General features: G+C 43.3%; 23 protein-coding genes. 8 read left to right on the top strand and 15 right to left on the bottom strand.

Annotation, left to right across the window (positions count from 1 at the left end; all coding sequences use genetic code 11):
• The first annotated feature begins 68 nt into the window (after positions 1-68).
• Complete coding sequence (locus ACSUPM_RS11355) at positions 69-701, top strand: hypothetical protein (RefSeq protein WP_436879958.1); 633 nt, start codon at positions 69-71, stop codon at positions 699-701.
• An 84-nt stretch (positions 702-785) separates the two neighbouring features.
• On the opposite strand, the gene ACSUPM_RS11360 is transcribed toward ACSUPM_RS11355, so the two are convergent.
• Entirely contained in the window at positions 786-1394 is a 609-nt protein-coding gene (locus tag ACSUPM_RS11360; RefSeq protein WP_436879959.1) for an N-acetyltransferase family protein, read from the bottom strand.
• Between the two features lie 278 nt (positions 1395-1672).
• Between ACSUPM_RS11360 and ribF the strand changes: the two genes are divergently transcribed.
• Entirely contained in the window at positions 1673-2713 is a 1041-nt protein-coding gene (ribF, locus tag ACSUPM_RS11365; RefSeq protein WP_201565471.1) for a riboflavin biosynthesis protein RibF, read from the top strand.
• A 149-nt stretch (positions 2714-2862) separates the two neighbouring features.
• Here ribF and ACSUPM_RS11370 read toward each other — a convergent pair whose 3' ends face one another.
• The 4 genes from ACSUPM_RS11370 to ACSUPM_RS11385 form a co-directional block, all read right to left on the bottom strand.
• Entirely contained in the window at positions 2863-3102 is a 240-nt protein-coding gene (locus ACSUPM_RS11370) for a DUF2789 family protein (RefSeq protein WP_101212337.1), read from the bottom strand.
• Between the two features lie 214 nt (positions 3103-3316).
• The gene (locus ACSUPM_RS11375) at positions 3317-4306 is read right to left on the bottom strand and encodes a malate dehydrogenase (protein WP_173238815.1); all 990 of its coding nucleotides are present in this window, start codon (positions 4304-4306) and stop codon (positions 3317-3319) included.
• 373 nt (positions 4307-4679) lie between these two features.
• The gene (locus ACSUPM_RS11380) at positions 4680-5471 is read right to left on the bottom strand and encodes a hypothetical protein (protein ID WP_227688920.1); all 792 of its coding nucleotides are present in this window, start codon (positions 5469-5471) and stop codon (positions 4680-4682) included.
• A 514-nt stretch (positions 5472-5985) separates the two neighbouring features.
• Entirely contained in the window at positions 5986-8010 is a 2025-nt protein-coding gene (locus ACSUPM_RS11385) for a lytic transglycosylase domain-containing protein (RefSeq protein ID WP_264673013.1), read from the bottom strand.
• 668 nt (positions 8011-8678) lie between these two features.
• Between ACSUPM_RS11385 and miaB the strand changes: the two genes are divergently transcribed.
• Positions 8679-10172: a tRNA (N6-isopentenyl adenosine(37)-C2)-methylthiotransferase MiaB gene (miaB, locus tag ACSUPM_RS11390; protein ID WP_436879960.1), complete on the top strand. Its 1494-nt coding sequence runs from the start codon at positions 8679-8681 to the stop codon at positions 10170-10172.
• Between the two features lie 177 nt (positions 10173-10349).
• On the opposite strand, the gene ACSUPM_RS11395 is transcribed toward miaB, so the two are convergent.
• The 5 genes from ACSUPM_RS11395 to ACSUPM_RS11415 form a co-directional block, all read right to left on the bottom strand.
• Positions 10350-11660: a DUF711 family protein gene (locus ACSUPM_RS11395; protein ID WP_084212312.1), complete on the bottom strand. Its 1311-nt coding sequence runs from the start codon at positions 11658-11660 to the stop codon at positions 10350-10352.
• 361 nt (positions 11661-12021) lie between these two features.
• Positions 12022-12759, bottom strand: a complete 738-nt coding sequence (locus ACSUPM_RS11400; RefSeq protein ID WP_201606428.1) for a LysE family translocator — start codon at positions 12757-12759, stop codon at positions 12022-12024.
• 141 nt (positions 12760-12900) lie between these two features.
• Positions 12901-14151, bottom strand: coding sequence for an acetylornithine deacetylase (argE, locus tag ACSUPM_RS11405; RefSeq protein ID WP_227691686.1), 1251 nt, complete (start codon positions 14149-14151; stop codon positions 12901-12903).
• 33 nt (positions 14152-14184) lie between these two features.
• Positions 14185-14667, bottom strand: coding sequence for a nucleoside deaminase (locus tag ACSUPM_RS11410; protein WP_201565476.1), 483 nt, complete (start codon positions 14665-14667; stop codon positions 14185-14187).
• 59 nt (positions 14668-14726) lie between these two features.
• Positions 14727-15392 (bottom strand): UPF0149 family protein, encoded by a 666-nt coding sequence (locus ACSUPM_RS11415; RefSeq protein WP_025652388.1) that lies wholly within the window; start codon positions 15390-15392, stop codon positions 14727-14729.
• A 207-nt stretch (positions 15393-15599) separates the two neighbouring features.
• Here ACSUPM_RS11415 and ACSUPM_RS11420 point away from each other — a divergent pair, with 207 nt between their 5' ends.
• Positions 15600-16040 carry a hypothetical protein gene (locus ACSUPM_RS11420; RefSeq protein WP_025652387.1) on the top strand — a complete coding sequence of 147 codons (441 nt, stop codon included), beginning with the start codon at positions 15600-15602 and terminating at the stop codon, positions 16038-16040.
• A 255-nt stretch (positions 16041-16295) separates the two neighbouring features.
• The gene (locus ACSUPM_RS11425) at positions 16296-16772 is read left to right on the top strand and encodes a cell division protein ZapA (protein ID WP_201583022.1); all 477 of its coding nucleotides are present in this window, start codon (positions 16296-16298) and stop codon (positions 16770-16772) included.
• 96 nt (positions 16773-16868) lie between these two features.
• On the opposite strand, the gene ACSUPM_RS11430 is transcribed toward ACSUPM_RS11425, so the two are convergent.
• From ACSUPM_RS11430 to ACSUPM_RS11445, 4 genes are all read right to left on the bottom strand, one after another.
• A complete protein-coding gene (locus ACSUPM_RS11430; protein WP_227688922.1) occupies positions 16869-17231 on the bottom strand; it encodes a hypothetical protein in 363 nt (120 codons plus the stop codon).
• Positions 17232-17339: 108 nt separating this feature from the next.
• Positions 17340-19433 (bottom strand): glycine--tRNA ligase subunit beta, encoded by a 2094-nt coding sequence (gene glyS, locus ACSUPM_RS11435; RefSeq protein WP_436879961.1) that lies wholly within the window; start codon positions 19431-19433, stop codon positions 17340-17342.
• 9 nt (positions 19434-19442) lie between these two features.
• Positions 19443-20429, bottom strand: coding sequence for a glycine--tRNA ligase subunit alpha (gene glyQ, locus ACSUPM_RS11440; protein WP_025652383.1), 987 nt, complete (start codon positions 20427-20429; stop codon positions 19443-19445).
• Between the two features lie 539 nt (positions 20430-20968).
• Entirely contained in the window at positions 20969-21181 is a 213-nt protein-coding gene (locus ACSUPM_RS11445; protein WP_084212311.1) for a PspC domain-containing protein, read from the bottom strand.
• Between the two features lie 569 nt (positions 21182-21750).
• Here ACSUPM_RS11445 and nadR point away from each other — a divergent pair.
• The 3 genes from nadR to ACSUPM_RS11460 all read left to right on the top strand — a co-directional run bounded on the left by nadR (position 21751) and on the right by ACSUPM_RS11460 (position 24210).
• A complete protein-coding gene (gene nadR / locus ACSUPM_RS11450) occupies positions 21751-22791 on the top strand; it encodes a multifunctional transcriptional regulator/nicotinamide-nucleotide adenylyltransferase/ribosylnicotinamide kinase NadR (RefSeq protein WP_201615971.1) in 1041 nt (346 codons plus the stop codon).
• 81 nt (positions 22792-22872) lie between these two features.
• Entirely contained in the window at positions 22873-23607 is a 735-nt protein-coding gene (gene pnuC / locus ACSUPM_RS11455) for a nicotinamide riboside transporter PnuC (protein ID WP_436879962.1), read from the top strand.
• A gap of 162 nt (positions 23608-23769) precedes the next feature.
• A complete protein-coding gene (locus ACSUPM_RS11460; protein WP_025652379.1) occupies positions 23770-24210 on the top strand; it encodes a DUF962 domain-containing protein in 441 nt (146 codons plus the stop codon).
• Between the two features lie 260 nt (positions 24211-24470).
• Here the strand turns inward: ACSUPM_RS11460 and ACSUPM_RS11465 are convergent, their stop codons facing one another.
• The gene (locus ACSUPM_RS11465; protein ID WP_025652378.1) at positions 24471-25079 is read right to left on the bottom strand and encodes a nitroreductase family protein; all 609 of its coding nucleotides are present in this window, start codon (positions 25077-25079) and stop codon (positions 24471-24473) included.
• Positions 25080-25228 lie beyond the last annotated feature (149 nt).

The following is a 25228-nucleotide window of genomic DNA, read 5'->3' on the forward strand; positions in this document are numbered from 1 at the left end:
TGACAGTGAATGCCGCTGATAGTTGCCATAATTGTTTATTGATAAATAAATAAAATCTGAGGGTTACTATGACAATCAAGCATTCGATGCTGCAACGCTTACCAATGCTAATAACCGCTGGTGTATTGAGCACTGGATTGCTCATCAGTGGTTGTAGCAACAACGATAATGTAGAAACAGATGGCGCAAACACAGCAAGCGATACAGCCGCCATCGCTGACAACCCTGAAATCGATGCAGCCAATCAAACGGCAGGCGTTGATACGAAGAGCACGGTTGCAGGCGAGCAAATGACGGATAGTGCTAAAGATGAGACAGCTATTGATAGTGACAATATTAACCCTGTGATAAGCGCAGATAAAGAAAACGCCAAGCAGCCAAGCTTAGTCACTAACCCGACTCAATCTGGTACGCCAGAAGACACGGTTAAGCAAGCATTAGATAGCTTATATCAAGGTGACGTGAAAAAATCAGCCGGATACTATAAAGTAGACATGGCAAACTTTGAAGCAGAGCTTGCTAAGACGCAATCTGCTTTTCAGCAAACCGTCGATGGTGTTACTATCCTTGATACGACATATAATGCTGATAAAACTCGTGCAACCATCACTGGTGAGCTGATGCTAAAGGGTCAGAGTGAGCCCGCACCCTTGACTTATGAATTGCAAAAAATAGCGGGGCAATGGAAAATTTTGGGTTAAGACGCCACCCTGTATTCTTCCATGAGCAATTTAGAAAAAACCACTTTTTTAAAGTGGCTTTTTTGGCAATACTTTATCTCAATCTCACAACAATTCATCTGCTGTCACTGCTTTACCTAGCATCACGACATCAGCGATAAACCCTTCCATATCGCAAACTTTTGGCATGTAGCCCCACTGCTCAAAGCCAAACTTACGGAACAGTCCTAAGCTTGGCTGATTATGGGCGAACACAAGGGCGACGATATTGTTAATACCGAGGCTTGGCGCTTGTGTCATCATCCAGCGTATCAGCGAGCTACCCAAGCCCTGCCCATGATAGTCCTGATGTAGATAAATACTAATCTCACTGCTGATATGATAGGCCATACGTGCGTACAAATCACTATAGCTGCCCCACGCCACTATCAGTGCTGACGCTGTTTGCTCTGCGCTTTCGCCAGCCGTCGCCACTGCTCTCACGACATAAATAGGTCGAGTAGCACTATTTAAATGCTCATCAAACCAAGCCTCGCGCTCTTCACAAGTCACGTGTGTCAGATTGGCCGTTGCTTGTTTGCCCGCGATGCTTTGATTATAAATAGCCAAAATCTCTGATAAATCGTTCTGACTTGCACGCTCGACAACGAACGAATCGTTTAGATTATATTTTGATGAAATAGGCGGTATAGTAGTCAGGGCAACGTCAGTCATAATATCTCCATCGTTAATGGCGTGGTTGGTAATAGCTGCTGGTAAGTGACAACCATTAAGTGCTGTCCATCTGCAATAATGTTGGTAAATGAACTATCTATTTAATTGATACAGCAGTGATAAATAATGATACTTATCGCCTCTTACTTCGATTATGGAAGGACTATAGGATGTTAGTAGGGCTATTTTACTTTATAATGGCTGCTTTTAGACACATCGATTTTTAGTATAGGTGTGTTTTTTCGTTTTTTATCTGGTCTTATCATAGCTGAAAACTTATGAATACCTACTTTCTTGAGCAACTGATTGCGTCGCCGAGCGCTTTGCCTACCAACACTAGCCCGATAGACCTAGCACCTTGCGTGTTGACTATCGGTAATTTCGATGGCGTCCATCTGGGTCATCAAGCGATGCTGTCCCAAGTTCGGGAGATTGCCCAAGCACAAAACCTTGGCTCTGCCGTCATGATATTTGAGCCACAACCTCGTGAGTTTTTTGCCCCTGACACTGCCCCTGCGCGCCTGACCAATTTGGCAGAAAAACAAGCATTGCTCGCCGAATATGGTGTTGAAACTTTGATTGTAGCAGGCTTTGATTCTGATTTTCGATCGCTATCGGCCAAGGCCTTTGCGGATATTTTGGCACTGCGCTTAAACGTCAAATCCTTGGTGTTGGGTGATGACTTTAAATTTGGTCATGACCGTACTGGCGACAGTCAGTTTTTGCGGGATTATGGCTTAGATGTGACCAACCTACATACGGTTACTGATCGTAGTGAAAAAGCGGCACGTATTAGCTCCACTCGCGTTCGCGACTTATTATTGGCTGGCGACCTTGACGCTGCTAATGCGCTACTTGGTCGCGATTATGCCATGACAGGATTGGTAGTCGGCGGTGATAAAATCGGTCGCACTATGGACTTCCCTACGGCGAATATTGACTTAAAACGCTTAAAGCCAGCCTTACATGGTATATTTGCCGTCGATGTGGTGAGTCTAGATGATGATGGCGAAGTCATCACCAATGGTTTGACTGCACAAGCAACTGATGGAAAAATAGGCGTGGCAGGCTTGCGTCCGCATAGCTTATTTGGCACCGCCAGCATTGGTATCAGACCTTCTATTGATAAAGAGCATAACTGGCGTTTGGAAGTGCACTTTCCAGAGTTGCAAGCGGATTTGTATGACCTAACTCTACAGGTACGCTTTTTACATTACCTACATGGTGAACGTCATTATGATGGCTTAGAGGCGCTAAAAGTCGGTATCCATAACGATGTAAAAGCGTTACTCGAATGGCGAGCCAAGCAGCCTAGTTAGCATCTTAACTAAAATTATTATAATTGAGATATAGAACAGCAAAAACCCACAATTTTAAATTTATAGAATTGTGGGTTTTTTAATCGACTTATTATTTGTTTTTAAACTTATAGTCAAAATATCCTAAAAACGCGACGGTATTGCTGATTTTATGCGTCTGGATGCATCCGCACATTTAGCTCATCAATAGTCTCAACCCATGCAGCATCTTGCGTCCACTCTTCTTGTAAAAACATCCGTTGACTGTCATTCCAGACATCAGATTTTATCAACTCTTCGTTTTTAGTCAGTTGATGCTTCTCAATAAAACTACTAATCGCTTCGTCAGAGCTATCTAGTCCTAATTGGGCGAATAACTCATTCATACTATATTCAGGTTCACCTAGCATACTTTTTCTCCTTAAATACTACCAGTTTAATTGTCTTTATTATTTAGAATACACCACTTCATTGTAGCAAGCTTGAGACTAATAGCTGTTAATCAACGTTTAGCTAACGTTAGCAATTGTATTGATGGTTACTCAAGACATAAAAAAGCCCTCTAATGACAGAAGGCTTCTCTCTATACTACTTTTAATATTACTGTATCAATAGATTATCTGCTTATGGTAGCAAATGTGATACTGCATCACGCTCTTCGCTAAGCTCTTGTTCAGTGGCTGCCATCTTCTCTTTTGAGAAATCCGATGACACGTCAACGCCGTCTACGATAGACCAGTCGCCGTTAGCACAGGTCACTGGGAATGAGTAGATCAAGCCTTCAGCAATACCGTATTCGCCGTTTGAGTAAACGCCCATAGAGACCCAATCATTCTCATCGCTACCTAGCGCCCATGTACGTACATGGGCAATGGCTGCGTTGGCCGCAGAAGCAGCAGATGATGCACCGCGAGCTTTAATGATTGCAGCGCCGCGTTGTTGTACTTCTGGGATATAAGTACCTTCGTACCACTCACGATCGACTAAATCTAGTGCTGGCTTGCCGTTTACAGTTGCAGCCGTTAGATCTGGATACTGAGTTGATGAATGGTTACCCCAAATGATCATTTTTTTCACGTCATTAACGGTGCTGTCCGTTTTGCCAGCCAACTGTGCCATCGCACGGTTATGATCTAGGCGAGTCATAGCCGTAAAATTACGTGGATCTAAATCTGGTGCATTACGCTGAGCGATAAGCGCATTGGTGTTCGCAGGGTTGCCGACGACCAATACTTTTACATCACGGCTAGCAACGTCGTTCAGTGCTTTACCTTGCGCTGAGAAAATCGCAGCATTGGCTTCTAGCAAATCTTTACGTTCCATACCTGGGCCACGCGGACGTGAACCGACTAGCAGAGCATAGTCAACATCTTTGAATGCAACGGTCGCATCATCAGTTTGAACGATACCGGCCAATAATGGAAATGCACAGTCTTCTAATTCCATGACCACACCCTTTAGGGCGTCAAGTGCTGGGGCGATTTCAAGCAATTGCAAAATAACTGGCTGATCTTTACCTAGCATCTCACCAGAGGCAATACGAAATAACATAGCATAGCTGATATTACCAGCGGCACCAGTGACGGCAACACGTAAAGGCTGTTTCATTGACATTGAATACTCCCTAATTATAGATTAGATAATTCACGATTCTAATGAATAGTTCTGATTAATGATTCTAATGGATGGTTCTGATTGATGAATATCGTTTGAGATAGCGATCTGCTCACTGTATATAGCAGTCATAAACCGATAGCTAGTGTAGCACCTCAGCCTATTAATCGTCTAGAGAAAGCAAGAAGGCTATGCACGACTATATTGTTACATTTTATACGGGTAGCAAGACAAAGCTGATAACAAAGCCTTTGGTATAAAGGTTTAAGAATAAAGAGAAGGGGATAAAAAAAACAGTGTTAGCAACAATAATTTAAGAGCAATCCTGTTTGTAAATTAACACATATCAATCAATTAGCCGTCGCAAAGGACGTTACTTACCACCTGAAATAATGAACTTTTTGCCGCAATTGTCTACTACCTCATTACAGCTACCAAATTCGCTACCTTCATAGCAAACATGGACATCGGTCAATATTGTCTGGCGTCGACTGCCCGCTTGGCAAATTAAGTCGATGCTAGAAGCTGGCATACCACTATTAAGGCGGGTCATCTGCCCAATAAAACGTGATTTTGAGACGGTATAACTGTTGCCCGTATTCAGCTCGTTAGGCAGTTTTAGAGCGCTGGCATAGTTGGTGATTTGGCGAAAATAATTGCTGGCACTCAATGGACTACAGGCACCATAATGTTGCCATACTTGGCTACGTACCGTGGTGTCTGGCATGATGCGATTGACAACTTTTAGCTGCAATGGGGTCAGACGTGGCTCGGCACCACGCCCGCAGCGCTCGCCATAACCCATATCCAGACCTGATACGGTTAACGAATAACCCTCTAAACATTGACGCATACGCGCTCGTGTTGGCTGCAAGCTACACAGTGCCGGTGTCATCTCAATCATCAGTACCCGCTGCCCGCTTTTAACAGCGCTGGCCGCATGAGCTGGCATCAGCATCGCGCTTTGTAGCACTAGCAAGGCAGTACCGCTCATCGCCGTATACCCTTTATCCTTACACTTTCTACTTATCGCAGGCTTTTTGCTTACTGCATCGTCGTTCAACAATGCAGATGACTTAATCGGCGTTGATGTCGACAGCACATCCACCCGCGTCTGATCCGGTAACTGACGATTAGTTTGCGATAATCTAGCGTGCACTGACATAGTCAGATTGAAATATTTTTTGATCATAAGGGATTAAGGCATCTAGCAATGATAAAAGAGTGGGTAAGCTTGGATAAAAGTAATTAAAGTAGCAATATTCATCAAACCAAGCTAAAAATAAACCAACAAAAAATACGGACACTAACTAAAGCAATGGTAGCAAAATGCTTTTTTTAATCTATAGCAGAAACGTAAACATCACTTAAGTGTCGCTTAAACAGAAGAAGTAGCATGAAAACTGCTTAGAAGACAAACAACTATGGGGAATGAAAAGTAATATCGAACCATCACGCACTGCTGATATCAATTTTTCTTGCTTGCTGTGCCTGCGCAGACGGAGGCGACAAAAAATTGATATCAGCAATAGCGTCGCGTTTTTAGGATGTTTTGACTATGCCTTGCAGAAGAACAACTGATTGGTGCAAATACAATTTGTATTTAAAAATAAATCGGTAAAAAAAAGAAACCATTAACAGTTTATCGTTAATGGTTTCTTTTTTGCTAAGTGAGCACTTTAGAATGCAGCAGGAATCGTTCCCATGCGTTGACTAATAGGCTGACTACGACCCAATAAGCTACTATAAATAGTGGCGTTTTCCATGACATGCTTCACATAATTGCGCGTTTCCGGAAAAGCAATTGACTCAACGTATTGGTCAGCATCGAGTGAACCATAAACTGGCTGCCAGCGCTTGGCATTATTAGGACCTGCATTATAGCCGGCTGTTGCCAGTACTGGCTGATAGTTTAATTTGCCCAAGATATCACCCATATACCAAGTCCCATAACGGATATTGGTATCGCCACTGTTAGCGCGACTGGCACTATAAGTCTCACCTAAATTACGGGCGATATATTTTGCTGTATCAGGCATGACTTGCATCAACCCACTGGCACCAACACCTGAGCGCGCTGAGGCTACAAATCGACTCTCTTGACGCATGATGCCATAAGCCCATGCCGGATCAATCCCCGCTGATTGGCTGTAGCGAACGACGGCATCTTGGTGCGGCATCGGATGCGATAAAGCCAAGCTGTCGACTCTGTCAGTATTGTCCACAGCATAAATTGCTCGATCGAGCCAGCCCATGTCATGTGCCAAGCTCGCCGCAGCGATAATCAAATTATCATCACGATTGTCACGTGCTTGCTTGACAGCCCAATTCCATTCACGATTGGCATAGGCACGACTGGCATCAGCATTGTATAAAGCAAACGCCCGAGCGAAGTTAGCGTTTTGCATGACGCGTGCACGATCGGCAGTACTGACATTTGGCAAGTTGCTACCACCCAAACGACTGGCATCAAAACGTTGACCGGCTTTGTCTTTTGCCATTAAGCCGTAATACTCATTACTTTTTGCCAAATTCTGATACATCTTCTTAGCGGTATTGCGCTTGTTAGCATCGCTTGATTGCTCATAAGCACGTGCCAACCAATATTGCCATTGATTGCCTTTTTGCGTTTCACTGTCCATGTGAGCGATGGCCTCGACCACATCATCCCAACGCCCAAAGCGAATGGCCGCCATGGCGTAGTCTTCGGCTTCTTCAAAGTTAAAGTCATCGTCTAAGCTACTACGGAACCAATCAACCGCCTCAGCATTAAAGCCATCATCGGTATTATGGTTCATACGTTGCACCCCAAGGGTACGATACGCATAGCGACGCGTCTCATCATTTAACAATCTCGCTGAACGCTGATTGTCTTGCTTGATATCAAAATCTAGCTGCAACGCGGCTTCACGATAAGATTTATCTGCTAGGCGGCCCATCGCATATAAGTACAAGTATTGATTGGTTTGACTGTTTGGCTCACGGGTAAAACGGGTAAAAAATGAAGACGGGCTCAGCTGAATCTCACTGAGTGCAGAATAAGGAATAGGCGTGCCCAAACGTGACGACAATGCCATGATATCGCCCGTTTTACCCTTACGTAGCATGCGCTTCAGGCGTGCCGCTCGATCTTGATTGCTAATCATAGGGTTGTTGTTCATCTCCATCGCCAGCTGATCACACAAGGCGGGTTGCTTTTTGGTCGTCAGCCAAACATCCGGCTTGGCTGCCATGGCGCGCATGGTATCGCCACCATTATTAAACCCAAGCGCAACGGCGCACTTCTCACTGGCATCGGCATTGGTGATCAAATTTGCCACTTGGCGTACTGAGGCATAATCATTAGAGCCTGCTTTGGTTTCCGCAAAATCAGCCACGAGCTTTTCGGCCATGACCGTATCTGGATATTGACGCACAAACTGCGACACTGCTGCCGAGCTTTGGGAATTTAGATCTAAATTCATCCGCCAGTAAGTCGGATACATCGCAAACAAACCGCCACTCATCATTTGCTCATAATTATAGAGCGCACTGACATCACCACGATCGGCGGCGATGGCTGCTGCCGTGAATGAGTCAATACTGCTGTCTTGCTGATAAGTGCCGTAAGATACTGGCTCAGCACACGCCACCTGAGACAAACCTAAGGCGCCCATTGCCGTGGCGACACTCAGCGCTCCAATGCGCAGCGATCTGGTATTCATAGGACTGGCTTGCTCGCTAGTCTTGGCTGTGGGTATGGCATTGACGTCATAACTGTCGCTATGGTTACGTTTGGCAGCGCGGCGCTTTGTCATACTTACTCTCTTTATCATCGTAGTGGTATTTAATCGTTGGCTTGTCGGTGCTTATCTTTGTTGAGGAAATGTTTTATCAAGAATAATGTTTTGTCGAGGACATTTTTAGAATAGGCTCATCATACTATAGTTGTTTAACTTTCAACCAGCATCCTTACCATTTGTTAATAATTAGGACAGCAGCACGAAACATAAAAGTGATAGAAGCATAAAAATGATAATAGTATGGCTAACTCGTAGAGATAAACAATAAAATTTTCCATAATAAGACAAATTAGCTACGCCTTACCAATATCCACTGCTTACGGTAGTAATATTGATCCGCCTTAGCACTAATTTATGCATGCCTACCTTTGGCATCAACAACAGTACAAGCTAAATACTTTATGAAAGGTTAGCGATTTTCAATCTCTGCTCTATTATTGATAAGCAATTGATACTATTATGAATAATTTATCCTGATTATAATCGAAAGCACACGCTTACTTTTCACATTAGCACAGGGTTGTGATAAAATACGCCACCTGTTAATCGCTTACCCCGCTATATTTTTGGTCAATCATGGACTTATCCTTATGAGTGTTACTGTATTCAACCCCCGCATTAATGACGCTGCCGTTGCTGAGACGACTGTCACCGCGCCTGCTATCACTGCACTCAACGAAGCAAGTTCAGCCCAATCGCCTGTCAATAAAGCGCCGACTAAAAAGGTGTTTGTCACCACGCAGGGCTGTCAGATGAATGTCTATGACTCTGGCAAAATGCTCGACGTGCTGGGTGATTCACACGGTATGGAAGTGACGCACGATATCGACGAAGCCGATGTGCTGCTAATGAACACCTGCTCCATTCGTGAAAAAGCGCAAGAAAAAGTCTTTTCAGAATTAGGTCGCTGGCGCAAGTTAAAAGAAAAACGTCCTGACCTCGTGATCGGTGTCGGCGGCTGTGTGGCCTCGCAAGAAGGCGATAACATTCAAAAGCGCGCACCTTATGTCGATATGGTTTTTGGCCCACAAACCTTGCATCGTTTGCCTGAACTCTATGATCAATCAAACGAGCAACGTGAAATTGCGCCTAAGAATCGTATCGGTACGGTAGATGTATCCTTCCCTAGTATCGAGAAGTTTGACTTTTTACCTGAGCCGCGCGTTGAAGGCTATAAGGCCTTTGTATCCATTATGGAAGGCTGCTCAAAGTATTGTTCATTCTGCGTTGTTCCTTATACGCGCGGTGAAGAGTTATCGCGTCCACTGGATGATGTATTAGCAGAGATTGACAGCTTAGCTGAGCAAGGCGTGCGTGAAATCAATCTATTGGGTCAAAACGTCAACGGCTATCGCGGTCAAAAAGACGATGGCAGTATTTGCCGTTTCGCTGAATTATTACACTATGTCTCACATGTCGATGGTGTCGAGCGCATTCGCTATACCACCAGTCATCCGCTAGAGTTCACTGATGACATCATTGACGCTTATGCCAAATTACCAGAGCTGGTATCGCACTTGCATCTACCGGTTCAAAGTGGCTCAAACGCTATCTTGGCGGCAATGAAACGTAACCATACTATTGACGTTTATATCAATCAGATCAATAAGCTTAAAGCCATTCGTCCTGATATCCATTTGTCGAGTGACTTTATTATTGGTTTCCCCGGTGAGACTGAGCAAGACTTCCAAGATACGTTGAACTTAGCAAAAGAGTTAAATTTCGATCACTCTTACAGCTTTATCTATTCGAAACGTCCGGGTACGCCAGCAGCAGAATTACCCGATGATGTGAGCTTCAAGACTAAAAAAGAGCGCTTGGCTGAATTCCAAAAAGTCATCATCGACTCAACGCTCGCCAAAACCCATGAAATGGTTGGCACTACCACTCGTGTATTGGTTGAGCAAGTCGCCAATCGTCATCCTGATTGCTTAATCGGTACGGCGGATAATACACGTACGGTCATGTTCCCTTATGACGTTGATACAGTGGATGAAATGTTGGGTAAAATCGTGAGCGTACGTATTACTGACTTTGTGAGTCCGCATATGGTGAAAGGTGAGCTAGTCGAGGTATTGGCTTAAATTTTTAGAAAAATTGAATGAATGAAAAAGCCGTTCTCTATTTAATAGTGAACGGCTTTTTTATTTGGCTTTGTAGGTGAGTTTATTTTTTCAGTCTCATGTAAAGAGTACCAATAAAACGTAACCCCCTGATTCAACGAGATAGATGTTACAAATCATAAATACTAGTGCTTAAATTCAAGGCACAGCTAATACAGCGCAATTACATAAGTCGCTACTCTGAAATTGAGTCATATCACCAGCCTTAAGCTCTAGTATCGGAAATACTCTGACCGTCAAAGGTTTGTTTAATCGATAAGCCATAGTGCCCGTATCTCGCATCAAGGCACATAGTTTATCGATAGGTGTATGCCCCGGAATAGGAACTGTATCAAGACCAATGCCGCAGACAGCGCTATTGGTTAATAACATAGGTATGTCAAACTCATTATCGATAGTGGCTTGCGCCAATCCTTTATCCTCAGTGACTGCCAACATCAATCCTGAAAACCCAATAATATCGATACCTGTAATAGATTTAAAAACTTTCGTTAATAAAGCCGATATTTCAACCGTACCCGAAGCGCCAAAATAGGGAACGCCAAGCAGTTTGTAAACCTTAACCATTGAATGACAATCTTTAGAAGGTGCGGGTGAAGTGTCCATACCTAGATAATTCCACCCTGAGGCTGCGTTAAGTCGTTTCACGCAGCTATCGACATTATCGATATGATACTGTAATGCTACGCTCAAAGCATCAAAGGCAATGCGCTGACGTTGCTGATAACTAGCAGAATCAAAGCTGGATTGCTTACGTACCTGCTGCAAAGTTTTTACCAATAAATCAGGCGTTTCAAGACCAATAACGAAGCCTTTATTCACCTCACCGCTATGATAGCTCGCTGGAAAGTAAGGAATAAATTCATCACAGTTAAAATTTACCGTAAAGTTGAAATTACCTTCCCCTCTAGGTGTGAGTTTAGCAATATTTTGTACCGCGCTCGCACATTGCTCAATCAATGCATTATCTAAGATACCGATATCATTAGCGGTGACATTCACACAAGCATTGCACAAATCGCCATATTGAGCGATAAGCTCGGGCAAAATGCTAATTTCTTGTGCTGTCTTAGCCTCTCCTATTGCAAAGCGAACCCGTAGACCATTTTTACCTTTATTGAGCGTCGCTAAAATATCAGTGATGGTAGCCAATCCAGTGGCAGCAGTTAACACCTTTGAAGTATCTAGATACTCACCAAACGGGTTGGTTACTATACGTATTGATTGTACGGTATAGCCTTCATTGCCTAAACCTGCGACTATTTTTTCACAGTGCTTAATAGCATCTTCCAACACAGCATGCCATGTTGTCATATCCAAATCTAAATTGATAAATGTAGTCACTGTGCGTACTTTGCAAAGATTTTTATTCTTTAACTCTTCTTGCATCTCAAATTCTAGCGGCGTCTCTAAGTTGAATGGTTGGTTAGCATCAGGATTATCATTCATGGTTTTTTCCATTTATTAATCTAAGTCAAAGAACAACTTATAATAACTGGACATTTATCGATATACCACTCAATGCTAATTTTATTTTACGATTATACATAGAGTATTAGCCTTAGAATGAGTTATTTTTTCAAGCTCATGTGGTCAATACCGATGAAACGTAACCCATAGACTTGGGATAGATACTTTCTTTGGATGAATCCCTATAGGTTGGTTCTATAAACATTGCGAAGCGTAAAAACTGTATTGCAGTTTTAGCTTTTCAGAGACACTCTCTATATAAAACATCTCTAATTATCAATTTTTAATAAGGAGCTGTAGTATATAAGCACAAGACTTGCTAAATTGCTGACAAAGACCTTTAAGCCATAAAACTATTCAACACTTCAGCCAATAACGCCGCGGCAATTAAAATAAATATCACCCCGCAGCCGCGATTTAGCCATGCCAAACGCTCGCCAACATCCAGCCAGCCCGCCAGCTTCTTACCACCAATGGTATAAATAAGTTGCCAAATCGTCTCGCTCAAAAATAGCCCACAAGTCAGCATAATATACTGCGGCCACAGCGGCACGCTAAAATTAATAAATTTGGGGAAAAAAGCGGCAAAGAATAAAATCGCTTTTGGGTTAGACAGTGATACCCACATGCCAGTTCGAAACAAGGTAGTATTACTTGGCGATACTCTAACTGCTGCACTAGAAAGGGAGCGTGGCTGCGGCGTATTTTTATCATTAACAGACTCAATCGTATCAGGATAGTCAGCCGCCACTTCTTCGCCCATTTCGCGAGCATCATTCATCAAGCTGCCCTCGCCTGCATCACGCCAAGAGCTGATACCCAAGTAGATTAGATATGCTGCGCCTGCTGCTTTAATAACAGTGAGCAGCCAAGGTGATTGGCGACTGATCGCATCCAATCCGAGCAACGTAGAAAGTAGCAGAATGAACAAACCAAGGCTTAACCCTGCCAGTGTCCATAGCGTCCGCTTCACGCCGTAGTTCATACCATATTGAAACGCTAAGAGCATGTTGGGACCAGGGGTCGCCGAGATAAAAAACGTACTTGCAAAAAATACCGCAAACAGATGCCAAGACATCGACCAACCCCTACTCTTTTATTTAGAATAAATTAAATACGCGAAAAAATTAAAAAAATAAACACCGCCATAAAGACGGTGTATTTTATGCTAGCTCGCGACTTACTGATAATAGAAAAAAGCTGTTTCTGATTTAATCCATCAGTTGACTGTGCAGCTGTCTAATAGCTTCTCTAAAAAACCATCACAACGTTCAATTTCGCTTAGCTCAACATATTCATCGGCTTTATGCGCCTGCTCGATACTACCCGGACCGCAGATAATTGTGGGGATGCCGCTATTGGTAAACTGACCACCCTCAGTCGCATAAGCGACTTTATGACGTTTATCATCACCCGTCAGAGCAGCTATTAACGCTTGTAACTCGGCGCTGTCGCTATCGGTCATTGCTGGTACGCTTTCTTCTTGCATCAGCTCAATACCCGTCTCCGGCGCGCGTGCTTTCATTTGTGCGCTGAGCTCTGCAACCTTCGCCTGAATCGGCGCGAGGATATCGTCTTGAGTCATATGCGGCAGATTGCGATAGTCAAAGGTAAACTCACATAGATTGGGGACAATATTGGTCGCCGTGCCACCTTTTATTGTGCCTACAGACAGTGTCGAATAAGGCACATCAAACAGTGCATCATTATCACTACGATGACTGATCTCTTCCGCTAAGGTATCAACATAACCAATCAAACGACTGGCATAGCTGATAGCGTTGACGCCCTGTGCAGTCAATGACGAATGCGCAGACTTGCCATGCACACGGCAACGATAAACCGCGATGCCTTTATGTGCCACCACCATCGTCATCTTGGTCGGCTCGCCAACGATACAATAATCAGGGGTGATACCCCGTGCTTTTAAATCTGCCAATATTAATGGTGCACCCAAACAGCCTACTTCTTCATCAAATGATAAAGCCAAATGTAATGGACGACGTAGCTGACCATTTTTAGATAGCTTTGCAGCTTGTGGCAATAGCGTCAAGGCACAGGCGATAAAGCCTTTCATATCACAAGCGCCGCGTCCATATAGCTTGTCACCACGAATGGTCGCGGTGAACGGCTCTGACGTCCATTCTTGCCCATCGACTGGCACGACATCAGTATGACCAGATAGCACGAGACCATGATTGACTTCGTCAGCATTTGCCCCTGCTGGCACAGTAACGAACAGATTGGCTTTATTTTTGGCTTCGTTAAAAGTCAAATCGACTGTTAAGCCTAATTGCTCGCAGTACGCTTTTACATCTTCAATTAGGGCTAAGTTTGAATACCGACTGACGGTATCAAAGCCAATTAAGCGCGTGAGCCAATCAATACTTTGAGTGGGATAAGCAGTAGTTGCCAAGGTTTGTCTGTTATTATCAGTGCTATTATTATCGATGCTGTTCTTTATAGTCATAAAACATCCTTATTACGGTATAAAATAAAAGAGCTACCCTCTTTGCAATGAGCGACGCTGTAATGCTTTGACTTCTTCATCCAAGCCTGCAATCGGACCTTCTACTGGTACGTTTGGCGCAATTTCTTGAATACTCAATGAGTTGATGGGCGATGTTGAGGTCACGCCCATCTCCTCCATCCATTTTCCTAACTGCTTTGAGGAGCTAACGTAGACGATACGACCAAGACCTGCCCATGCATGAGCCGCCGAGCACATGGCACAATGCTCACCTGAGGTATAAACCACGGCTTTGGCACGCGCATCCGCTGTCATGTTTTGCGCGGCCCATTGTGCAACAGCAATTTCAGGATGATAAGTCGCGTCGACCGAATTAGCACGGTTACGATCTTCGCGTAATACCTGACCATCACTATCGACCAATACGCTACCAAAAGGTTTATCACCCGCTTCTAGCGCTTCGGCTGCAAGCGCCACACAGCGACGCAAATGCTGCATATCATGGTCAGTTATCATCTCAGACTCCTCTTTATTCTTTTACCGCAACACATCATTTGTATTGCCAATCACATCACTTATGATGGATGATTTTGATTCATAATATCAACGACTGGCGGCATTGGTTTTGGCTTAGTATTAGAAGCCTTACCTTCAGCTTGTAGCTCTTTGGTGGTTTTGGCATCGATAGCCAGTCCCGAAATCAGCGCAATATCTTTGACAGGCTTACGCTGGCGGGTGGCAAAGCTCACTGGTACCATACGCGCAAACTCATAGATATGCAGATAAGACTCTTCACCACCTTCAAAGTCTTCGTCATCTTCTAAACGAATCCCGCCGATTTTAGCCAAATCCGATAGCATCTCGTTTTCTTCGCCACTCAGACGGCAATCAGTAATACCAAAACCCGTCATAAAGCCATTCGCCCACTGTTTCAGTGCCATCACGCGCTCGTACAAGTCATGTTCATCATCTGGTACCAGCGGCGTATACGAATAAGCGTCGTCTTTGTCTTTTAACTGAAACACGGTGTCCTCTGCTTCTTCAGTCAACAAGGTTAGTGCTTCATCAGGCAATGGCGCAAAACTCAGCTCCTCAAACACCTTGGCCCATACCTTTTCATCAGGTGCATCGCAAGCGGTCATCAGTCCCGTCATTAAGCCGTGTACCTCACTGATAGACACGTCCGTCCAATCATCAAACGCGGCCAGCCATGTATTCCAGCCAGAGATATTATCATTCATAATAGATGTCCTAGTAATTGATTAGTAGTGTTAAATAGAAACAGATGCCGCACACTATCATTAATAAAGCGGCGGCTGATAGAAGTTACGAAACAAAGCGGCATACAATTACTTTGTTGATATAGATATTATGCGGTCACCTATGGCATTATTAAACGCAGAGAACAAAATTCATTCACGCTTACTTGTTAAGGATAAAAACTGACTATGTATGATCAACTTAGAATATTAGAAAAAATGATACTCGACATCAAAAAACAGTATCAGCTTGTCAGTGCTGAACTTAGCAGCCTCAAACAACACCCTGTTACCGATCCCAAAGAACTTACCGCACTGCAGAGCAAGCTGGATAGCAGTTATACAGAACGTGACGGTGCCAAAAAACAGCTGAACGATCTCGATAAGCGCTATCAAAATCTGGCAGAGGCCCATCATATGATCGGTGAAGAGCAAGATAAACTGCAAAAGCAAATCAGCCAATTACAACAAGAAAACAGCGAGCTGCTACAGCATAATAATGAATTAAAGCAGCAGTACAGCGATATCAAACAGCAAAACAGCGACTTACAAAAGAAGAATCAGTTGGCCGCTGAACGGACGCAAGTGGTGTTAAAACGCTTAACCCGTATCGATCAAGCAGAAGGTTGATACATAGCGGCACGAGATAGTCAGTGGTGAGTTTGGCTTAAGTCTTTTTGCTTAAATAACTTTATTATCGATAAAAGCCACGTTGACTAAGTGCCTTTATTATCAACTGTCTTAGCTATCAAGTGCTTTAGCTATTAAGTGCTTTAGTTATCAAGTACCTTCATTATTAAAAATACAGCGTTGATTAAGCCACTAGACTCACACTTGTACTCTCTTATATTACTCACTTTAATGACACATATTGTAGGATTTATCATGACTGATGACCAGACCAACCCTTTAAACAAGCAAGCGCCAAACAATCCATCAAAAAATAACCAACTACCAACCAATGGGCTTAAATCCCAAAGAATCGCGCCAAATACTTCAGCTGCAAATACTTCAGCTCCACAGAGCGGCGCTGCTAAACCTGCGCCTAAAACAAACAGCACTCCTGAGCCACAAATCAAAAAAGTAGATATTGCGATTGCTGGGGTGACCTATCCCATCTATTGCCCAGTGCACGAGCAAGAAGAGCTACACTCAGCCGTCTCTTATATCAATAATTATGCGCTCGACCTAAAACGCGATGCGCCAAGCCTGAGCCAAGAGAGCTTGCTAGTACTGTGCTGCTTAAATTTATACGAGAAAATTCATACTTATCAAAGAAGCGATGAAGATCGTATTCAAGGAGATAAACAGTCTGAAGCATTGCTCAATAAAATCATGAAAGATGCACACTCTATCTTGTAAGTTTGTACTGATATTAAATTAGCATTCTAAAAAGACAAGCGCTTAGCTGATGACAGCTAGGCGCTTATTTTTTGACGATAACCAGTAAACACTGCGTTAATCTGCAGAGCTATAAACCTTGCCAGCATGAAAGTCCGCTTGATGCTCGTAGTTGCAAAAGAACAGTTCTTTATTAACTTGCGGATTGCTGTCACTTGAATTACTGTCACTTAAATGACTGGCACTTGAATTACTGTCACTTAAATGACTGGCACTGTCGCTACTTGCCACCAAGTTCGGCTTAGTTTCTAAGACGCCGCGATATTCAGCCAAGCTGTTACCACAAAAATCGCAGTGACGCGGTGTGGTCACATCACCATCTTTTGGCATCATGCTTCTAGGCGCACGCGGGTACATAAACTTATAAAAGCCCCACATCACAATCCAGATAATAATTATCATCATAATAGCAGCGAACACAGCATTGCTCCTTAGAGTATGGATTAAGACTTTATAAACTTAACGCTGCAGGCTGAGCGCATAGATACGGAAGATACTGAACGAATAGATACTCAGATTGTCTTCAAACTATAGCTGCAGCTCACTAATATCAGCGACGGTTAGGAACAATGCACGAACTTGCTTAAGCAATGCCAAGCGATTGTTCTTTAGCGCCGCATCTTCACTATTGACCATGACATCAGCAAAGAACTGCGTCAACGGCTCATCTAGACTAACGAGCGTTTGCAATACTTGCGTATAGTCAGCCTGCTCCAGCATTGGCGTGACTGCCGTTTGTGCTTGCAGCACACTCGTGTACAAAGCTTGCTCGGCAGGCTCGGACAATAACGCTTCATCAACATTGTCGGCGACACTTACTTCTGATTTGGCTAAAATATTGGCGACACGTTTGTTTGAATCAGCCAACATCGACGCTTGTGGTAATGCGCTAAACGCTTGTACCGCCCGAATACGCTGATCAAAATCAAGCGGCATATGCGGATTAATCGCTTGCACTGCCTGAATGGTATCGACACTAACGCCTTGCTCGGTATACATCGCCCGATAACGCGAATTTAGAAACGCCATGACTTGGGTAAAGGTATCGCCCATCTTGGCAATCTTGCTGGCATCGCTCGTGCTATAACCTTTAATCGCCTGCTCAACGAGCGCTACCAAATTAATCGGTAACTGCTTTTCAATCAAAATACGCAAGATACCAATCGCTGAGCGACGTAAGCTAAACGGATCTTTTGAGCCCGTCGGTGCTTGGTCAATGGCAAAAATACCGACGAGCGTATCTAAACGGTCGGCTAGTGCTAAGCAAATACCAATTGGCGTCTGTGGTAATACATCACCACTGAACTTGGGCAGATATTGCTCTTCTAAACTTGCGGCGACCGCTTCATGCTCATCATTCAAACGCGCATAATAGGTACCGGCGATACCTTGCAATTCGGGATATTCCCCAACCAATGAGCTTGCCAAATCGGCTTTGGACAAAATGCCCGCACGTACCGTTTCATCGATATCAATCTGCTGACCCTGCTGTTGCATCAAGGCGGCAATAAAGGCGGCAAGCTTAGCAATACGCTCAGACTTCTCCCAAATCGTACCTAGCTTGTCTTGGAATACACGAGTTTTTAGACTTCCTGTCAGCGCAAATAGTGGCTGCTTTTGATCTTGTAAGAAGAAAAATTCTGCATCGGCCAAGCGTGGACGCACGACTTTCTCATTACCTTCAATAATTTGATTGGGGTCTTTTGACTCGATATTAGTAATAAAAATAAAGTACGGTTGTAGTTTGCCTGTTTTATCCGTTAAGCAAAAATACTTTTGATCCGCTTGCATGGTCGAGATAAGCGCTTCTTGCGGTACTTGTAAAAAGCGTGCTTCAAAGCTTGCTCGTAAGGCAATCGGAAAATCAACCAAGGCAGTCACTTCATCTAACAAGTCTTGCGGCACAATAGCATCAGAATTGACTTCATCAGCCAAGGCTTTGACTTGGTTTTTGATGAGCATTTGACGCTTATCAAAATCAGCAACTACTTTTAAACCACTTAGTAATTCTTCATAGTCATTGGCATGACCAATATCGTGATAATCAGGACTGTGGAAGCGATGACCACGGGTTTGCGTGCCGGTATGATGCCCTTGGATGGTCGCATCAATGACAGTGCTATCCTGCATCAATACCGCCCATTGTACGGGACGCACGAATTCATTGCGGCTTGCACCTGAACGCATACGCTTAGCAATGGGTAGATTATCCAGCGCCGTCTGAAAAATGGATGGCAGCAATTCAGTCGTTGCTTGACCCTGAATGGTTTGCTCATAACCGACATAATCACCTTTATCGGTGTTGATTGTTATCAGCTCACTGGCCTCAATACCCAAGCCTTTAGCAAAACCCATCGCCGCACGCGTTGGATTGCCATCAGCATCAAATGCGGCTTTAATCGCTGGACCACGTTTTTGCTCGCTACGATCCGGTTGCTTGTCGCTGATACCCTCAATTTGAAGCGCCAAACGACGCGGCGCGGCAAAGGCTTTAATATTATCGAAGCCAATTTCAGCTTCATTTAACTGCTCGGTGACACTGGCTTGTAGCGCATCACGTAAAGGTTTTAGGCTTTTTGGAGGTAGCTCTTCACACCCCAGTTCAAATAGAATAGTACTCATGGGATGCTCCTATTTATTAGTAGTTTGGTTGTTGTCAGTAGCTTGATTGTTTTCTGCACTTTCAGTTGCAGCGTCTTCTTTGGGCAAATACTTATCGAGCGCCGCTTGACGATGCGCCTCATCGGCTAATGGGAAGCCCAGCTTGGCACGCGCTTCCACATAACCAATGGCAACTTTACGCGCCAATGTACGTACACGCAGAATAAAGCGCTGACGTTCGGTCACCGAAATTGCACCGCGTGCATCCAGTAAATTAAAAGCATGTGATGCTTTTAATACCATTTCATAGGCAGGTAATGGCAACCCTTCAGCAACCAATTTATCTGCTTGCTGCTCATAAAAGTCAAACATCTGACCCATCATTGGCACATCAGCGTGCTCAAAGTTATAGGTAGACTGTTCCACTTCATTTTGATGAAAAACATCGCCATAAGTCACACGACCAAATTCACCATCTGCCCAAACCAAATCGTAAACGCTATCAACGCCTTGCACATACATCGCCAAGCGTTCAAGACCATAAGTGATTTCGCCAGTCACTGGGAAACACTCAATGCCGCCCACTTGCTGGAAGTAGGTAAACTGGGTCACTTCCATACCGTTAAGCCAAATCTCCCAACCAAGTCCCCACGCACCTAGCGTAGGCGACTCCCAGTTGTCTTCGACGAAACGCACATCATGTACCAACGGATCGATACCAATGGCTCTTAGTGAGTCCAAATATAGCTCTTGAATATTAGGTGGATTCGGCTTGAGCACTACTTGAAATTGATAATAATGCTGCAAGCGATTTGGATTGTCACCATAGCGCCCATCCGTAGGACGGCGAGATGGCTGTACATAGGCAGCATTCCAACGCTCAGGACCTAAGGAGCGCAAAAACGTCGCAGTGTGAAAAGTACCCGCACCGACTTCCATATCATAAGGCTGTAATATTACACAGCCCTTGTCGGCCCAATAATTCTGTAGGGTTAGGATTAAATCTTGAAAAGTCATCGGTTGAGAGTTTTTCGCTTCAGTTGTCATATTTTGAGTTGTCATAGTTTGGGGCATCGTCATAAAGCCACTGTGGAGTTTGTATTATGAAATAAAATATTGATAGTACTCGTATAGCCTATTCGGCAACGACTCTATTCGCCTGCTCACCTTACTAAAAAATGACTATTTTATCCATATTTACATTAACTAAATTTATCAGGCAACTGAAGAAACAACCTAGAAATATTGCATCTAGTCAAAATATACTAAAAACGTGACAGTATTGCTGATATATCGATATTACTTTTCACTCACTATATTTGCTCATCGAGCAATAAAAACATCACTAACGAGGTGATGAAGCCAACCTTAAATGGCAAAAAAATACCCAAATGCGTGAACATTTGGGCAGGAGGAAAAGTATGTCTTTGGTATCCTGATTGGTCAGGCTTTTTGTTTTTAATGGGCTCTAGCTTTGATATTAACCTTTTTGTTCTTAACGCTATTACTGATTACATTTACATTGATGATTTCACGATTGCTTTGTTAAAGACCTATTACTGGTACGACTCGCTAGAGGCTTTTGGTATAATTATCCATAGGATAATGTATATCAAAATACCGGGTACAGCTGCACTCAATGAAGAAACAATGACGAATAACAACCTGACCCAAGTAGGTGACCAGCCGACATATTCTGCAATGCCGCCCATCACACCGGCTATCATGCGATTATTCTGTGAGCGATGTAATTTTGCTAACTTAGCCAAATCAAATACCTCTCTGATATAGTTTATCTTTTACTTATTTTTAGTTTCATATGAGAACTTATTGTTAAAAAAACTTATTTTCTTAAAAACACTTATTCTCAAAAATGCTTAGCGTTCTCAACTTATGAATAATTATAGCAATGTTTAAAATATTATCTGTTGAGTATGTAGACGTACTTTGTGAGTTTATGCTACTTAAACTTGCCCTAATCTGTCATTAGGCCTCGTAAACCCCTGATTTTAAATAGATATTTCAAAATGTTTCAGAGTGAGGTTTATTTCTATAACCTTACGGCTTTACTACAGCGACTCTAACCTTTTGATATTCCAATCAATTATGACATATTGTAAACATAACCATAAAAGCAGAAAAACATTAAATCATGCAGGATAAATTTGGTAGATTTATGGTATTTTTCTAAGCATAAAACGGCTGTTTACAATAACCTACCTGTAACTATGTTCAAACCTTTATACCATGCTGATAAATTAACAAAGCCGCATCAGACCCATATTAGATAAGCAGTAAAATATAACAAAATCAAAATAAGACATATATAAGGACAGCTATGTACGAGACGGGTTTAATGATTGGGCATTTTGAGCCTCTACACTTGGGGCAGATGCGCAGTATATTGGAAGCAGCAGGACAAGCGAAGACCTTGCATATCGTCATCATGGCGCATCCATCACCGCATCCAGACTTTACCATTACCTTACAGGACAAAGCGCGTTGGCTACAGATGGCCTGCGCTGACTTAGCATTTATTCATATTCATACCACTGATCAAATTGAGCTACCACTGCACGAGCATGTCGCTGATGTTCATATTGATGTCGCTGTTAGTAATGCCAAGTTGCAACGTTTGGCAGAGGCATTAGCACTACCGGAAAAGACGGTATTATTCGTGGCGGATAACCATCCATTGGCGCAAAGCGGCATCCAAGAGCAACTGCAGATGCCAGTCGTTACTACCTCGCTACAGCCTGAGTTTGACTCTTATGCTATCGCTCGCAATCCCGTGGCGCACTGGTCAGCGCTTCATCCACAAGCACGCGGCGACTATACCAAGACCGTTGCTATCGTTGGTGGCGAAAGCTCAGGTAAGACCACACTGGTGCACAAATTAGCCAATTATTATGGTGCCAGCTTTGCGCTTGAGATGGGAAGGCTGTATGTCGGTACAGATTTGGGCGGCAGCGAGATTGGGCTACAGTATAGTGATTATGGTCCCATTGCCCTCAATCATGCTCAGGCGATACGAGAAGCGGCTGCTAGGGCCACCGCCCCTGTCACCATCGTCGATACTGACTTTGTGACCACTCAAGCATTTTGTGAAGAGTACGAAGGTCGCCGCCATCCATTCGTCGCCGCCTGTGTCGATGAGTTTCGCTTAGATTATACGATTATGCTGGATAATAATACGCCGTGGGTAGACGATGGCATGCGCTCATTAGGCACGCCTGAGGCACGCGGACGCTTTGAGCAGCGCCTCGTCGATATTTTTGCCCGTCATGATATTAAACCGCACATAGTTGATCAGCCTGATTACGATGCGCGCTACCAGCAAGCACTATGCTTTATCGATCAGCATATTTATGGTAAATAGCTGTCTCAAAAAGCAGTAAAAGTGGCATAGTAAACAATAAAAAAATCATTATCGTTTTTATACTTTGAGGAAAAAGGCATTATGCGCATTCAGCTATTAGACAATATTACTGGAAAGTGGGCGCTGCAATGGATCATAACCTGGTTTATTTGCGGCGTTATTGCGTTATCAGCAGGGTTTTGGCTCACTACCGAACATAGCACTCTTGATTGGTTTTATTTAGCGGTCTCATTTATTGGTTTGATCTGTGTGGTATCACTGTCATTCCGAAAAAACGTCATGGGCAATGGCTTTGGGATGGGCGCAACTGCTGGCGAGGTCGTGGTACAAGCCACTTCGGGCGCAGTCGGCTTGATGCTCGCACCCCTCTTTAACTTTTTCACCCACGTTTACGGTATCTTTTATTGGTCAAAGCACACTGATCCTGACGGCGATATGATACCAAAATCTGCTAGTAAAGTAGTTTGGGTGATTACCGCAGCAGTTATTGTTATCGGCTTGGTACTCTTCCCCACCGTCAATGACTTACTGGCTAGTTACGGATATGCAGTCGTAGAAGATGATAACAGTCTATTCTTAGGCTTTATCTCCTTCTTTTGGATTAATGTCATTGCTTTTGTATTGTCTATTACTGCACAAGCCGCAATGATTCTGCGTTATTCTTTTAGCTGGTGGCTATGGATTATCGTTAATTTTGTTTGGCTGATTGTGAACCTCATGTCAGGCAACTATATCTTTGCCATTCAAACCATCATCTACCAAGTCAACTCTTTCGTTGGTCTTTATGAATGGTATCGCAGCGAGCAACACTATTAGCATAAAATGGATTATCTTACACTCGATAATATAAGCAGTTTAACTGTGCGGTTTACCAGATAAAATGGCAGATTGTGCAAATTAGTGCTACAACTGGTAGTCGTCGTTAGATTCATTCATTGAACGACTACCAGTCATCCATTTACTAACACGGAGGTTAGTATGTCTCGCACTCATCAAAAAAAGATGTCTAAACGTACCCTTGAGCAATGGCTGAGCGAGTATTCTGTCAGTCATCAAAATCTAGTGAACAAAAAAATCCATTGGCTCTGTGTCCCGACTATTTTCGTCAGTCTGTTAGGAATGGGCATGTCATTTTCAGTCTGGTTTACTTTGGTGCTTAGCGCCTTGGTGCTGCTGTTTTATATGCAACTCTCGACGCCTTTATTTTTGGCAATGGGTATATTTATTCTTATTTGCTTATCAGTGATGACGCTATTACCTTTAGGCTTTAAAGTTTGGGCAGCTGTCTTTATCGTTGCTTGGATTGGCCAGTTTATCGGCCATAAAATCGAAGGCAAAAAACCTTCGTTTTTTGAAGATTTACAGTTTTTATTAATTGGTCCAGCGTGGGTCGCTAACAGTCTCATGCGACGTAAATAGTGGCTTACTAAGCGGATTACTATCAGTACAAGCCCGCATGACTAGACACTCGTTATAGTTAAAACATCCTAAAAACTCGATGGTATTACTGATATATCAATCTTACTTTTCACTGACTATAGTCGTTATCAATCATTTATAAGCAGCTACTAACTAGAACAGCTCATTGATAGTTTTTATAAAAAAAAGCGCCACTCAACAGATAGCTGAGTGGCGCTTTTTTATTCGTATTTATCTACATTGTAGATAAATACAATGGCTTAACCAAATACTTTCATGCGCTCTTCAACAGGCATAAATTCTTTGTCGCCTGCTGGCTGCTCGATGCCGCCAAAGACCATTTGTGCAGTCAGATCCCAATGGTCATTAATGTTCCAAGTGCTCGCTACTTTATTATCGATGACTGGATTATAATGCTGCAAGTTAGCACCAACATCGATGCTAGCAAGTGCTGTCCATATCACATACTGATGCATGGCATTGGTATGCTCGGCCCATACAGGGAATTTATCAGCATAAAGTGGTGCAGCTTCTTGTAAATTTCTCACTGACGTTTGATCTTCAAAAAACAAAATCGTACCGGCACCAGCTTTAAAACCACCAATTTTTTGCTTGGTTGGGGCAAAGTCTTGTTCAGCGCTTACGATATCACGTAAAGCTGCTTCAGTTAAATCCCAAAGTTTTTGATGATCATCACCAAACAACACAACGATACGTGTTGATTGCGAGTTGAAAGAAGAAGGAGTATGCAAAATCGCATGCTCAACCAGTTTAACCACTTCTTCTTTTTCGACTGGTAGCTGATCGTTTAACGCATAGATAGAACGACGCTTTTCAGCAAGTTCGTGTAATTTCTGTAAATCTGACATAGACATTCTCCATGATGTTTATATAAATTGATTGAGACCAATAACATAAAGGTTAGATGGGTGTGATTACTAACTAACATTGTCGCATTCATATTAACGAGCGTTAGTAAATAATCATCCCCCAATCCAATCTGCTTTATTATAAGAAA

The sequence above is a fragment of the Psychrobacter okhotskensis genome (genome assembly GCF_965638355.1).
GTDB lineage: Bacteria > Pseudomonadota > Gammaproteobacteria > Pseudomonadales > Moraxellaceae > Psychrobacter > Psychrobacter okhotskensis.

Coding starts and splice junctions, on each gene's coding strand:
- ACSUPM_RS11355 (WP_436879958.1), top strand. CDS start 69: ATGACAATCAAGCATTCGATGCTGCAACGCTTACCAATGCTAATAACC.
- ACSUPM_RS11360 (WP_436879959.1), bottom strand. CDS start 1,394: ATGACTGACGTTGCCCTGACTACTATACCGCCTATTTCATCAAAATAT.
- ribF (WP_201565471.1), top strand. CDS start 1,673: ATGAATACCTACTTTCTTGAGCAACTGATTGCGTCGCCGAGCGCTTTG.
- ACSUPM_RS11370 (WP_101212337.1), bottom strand. CDS start 3,102: ATGCTAGGTGAACCTGAATATAGTATGAATGAGTTATTCGCCCAATTA.
- ACSUPM_RS11375 (WP_173238815.1), bottom strand. CDS start 4,306: ATGTCAATGAAACAGCCTTTACGTGTTGCCGTCACTGGTGCCGCTGGT.
- ACSUPM_RS11380 (WP_227688920.1), bottom strand. CDS start 5,471: ATGTCAGTGCACGCTAGATTATCGCAAACTAATCGTCAGTTACCGGAT.
- ACSUPM_RS11385 (WP_264673013.1), bottom strand. CDS start 8,010: ATGAATACCAGATCGCTGCGCATTGGAGCGCTGAGTGTCGCCACGGCA.
- miaB (WP_436879960.1), top strand. CDS start 8,679: ATGAGTGTTACTGTATTCAACCCCCGCATTAATGACGCTGCCGTTGCT.
- ACSUPM_RS11395 (WP_084212312.1), bottom strand. CDS start 11,660: ATGAATGATAATCCTGATGCTAACCAACCATTCAACTTAGAGACGCCG.
- ACSUPM_RS11400 (WP_201606428.1), bottom strand. CDS start 12,759: ATGTCTTGGCATCTGTTTGCGGTATTTTTTGCAAGTACGTTTTTTATC.
- argE (WP_227691686.1), bottom strand. CDS start 14,151: ATGACTATAAAGAACAGCATCGATAATAATAGCACTGATAATAACAGA.
- ACSUPM_RS11410 (WP_201565476.1), bottom strand. CDS start 14,667: ATGATAACTGACCATGATATGCAGCATTTGCGTCGCTGTGTGGCGCTT.
- ACSUPM_RS11415 (WP_025652388.1), bottom strand. CDS start 15,392: ATGAATGATAATATCTCTGGCTGGAATACATGGCTGGCCGCGTTTGAT.
- ACSUPM_RS11420 (WP_025652387.1), top strand. CDS start 15,600: ATGTATGATCAACTTAGAATATTAGAAAAAATGATACTCGACATCAAA.
- ACSUPM_RS11425 (WP_201583022.1), top strand. CDS start 16,296: ATGACTGATGACCAGACCAACCCTTTAAACAAGCAAGCGCCAAACAAT.
- glyS (WP_436879961.1), bottom strand. CDS start 19,433: ATGAGTACTATTCTATTTGAACTGGGGTGTGAAGAGCTACCTCCAAAA.
- glyQ (WP_025652383.1), bottom strand. CDS start 20,429: ATGACTTTTCAAGATTTAATCCTAACCCTACAGAATTATTGGGCCGAC.
- nadR (WP_201615971.1), top strand. CDS start 21,751: ATGTACGAGACGGGTTTAATGATTGGGCATTTTGAGCCTCTACACTTG.
- pnuC (WP_436879962.1), top strand. CDS start 22,873: ATGCGCATTCAGCTATTAGACAATATTACTGGAAAGTGGGCGCTGCAA.
- ACSUPM_RS11460 (WP_025652379.1), top strand. CDS start 23,770: ATGTCTCGCACTCATCAAAAAAAGATGTCTAAACGTACCCTTGAGCAA.
- ACSUPM_RS11465 (WP_025652378.1), bottom strand. CDS start 25,079: ATGTCAGATTTACAGAAATTACACGAACTTGCTGAAAAGCGTCGTTCT.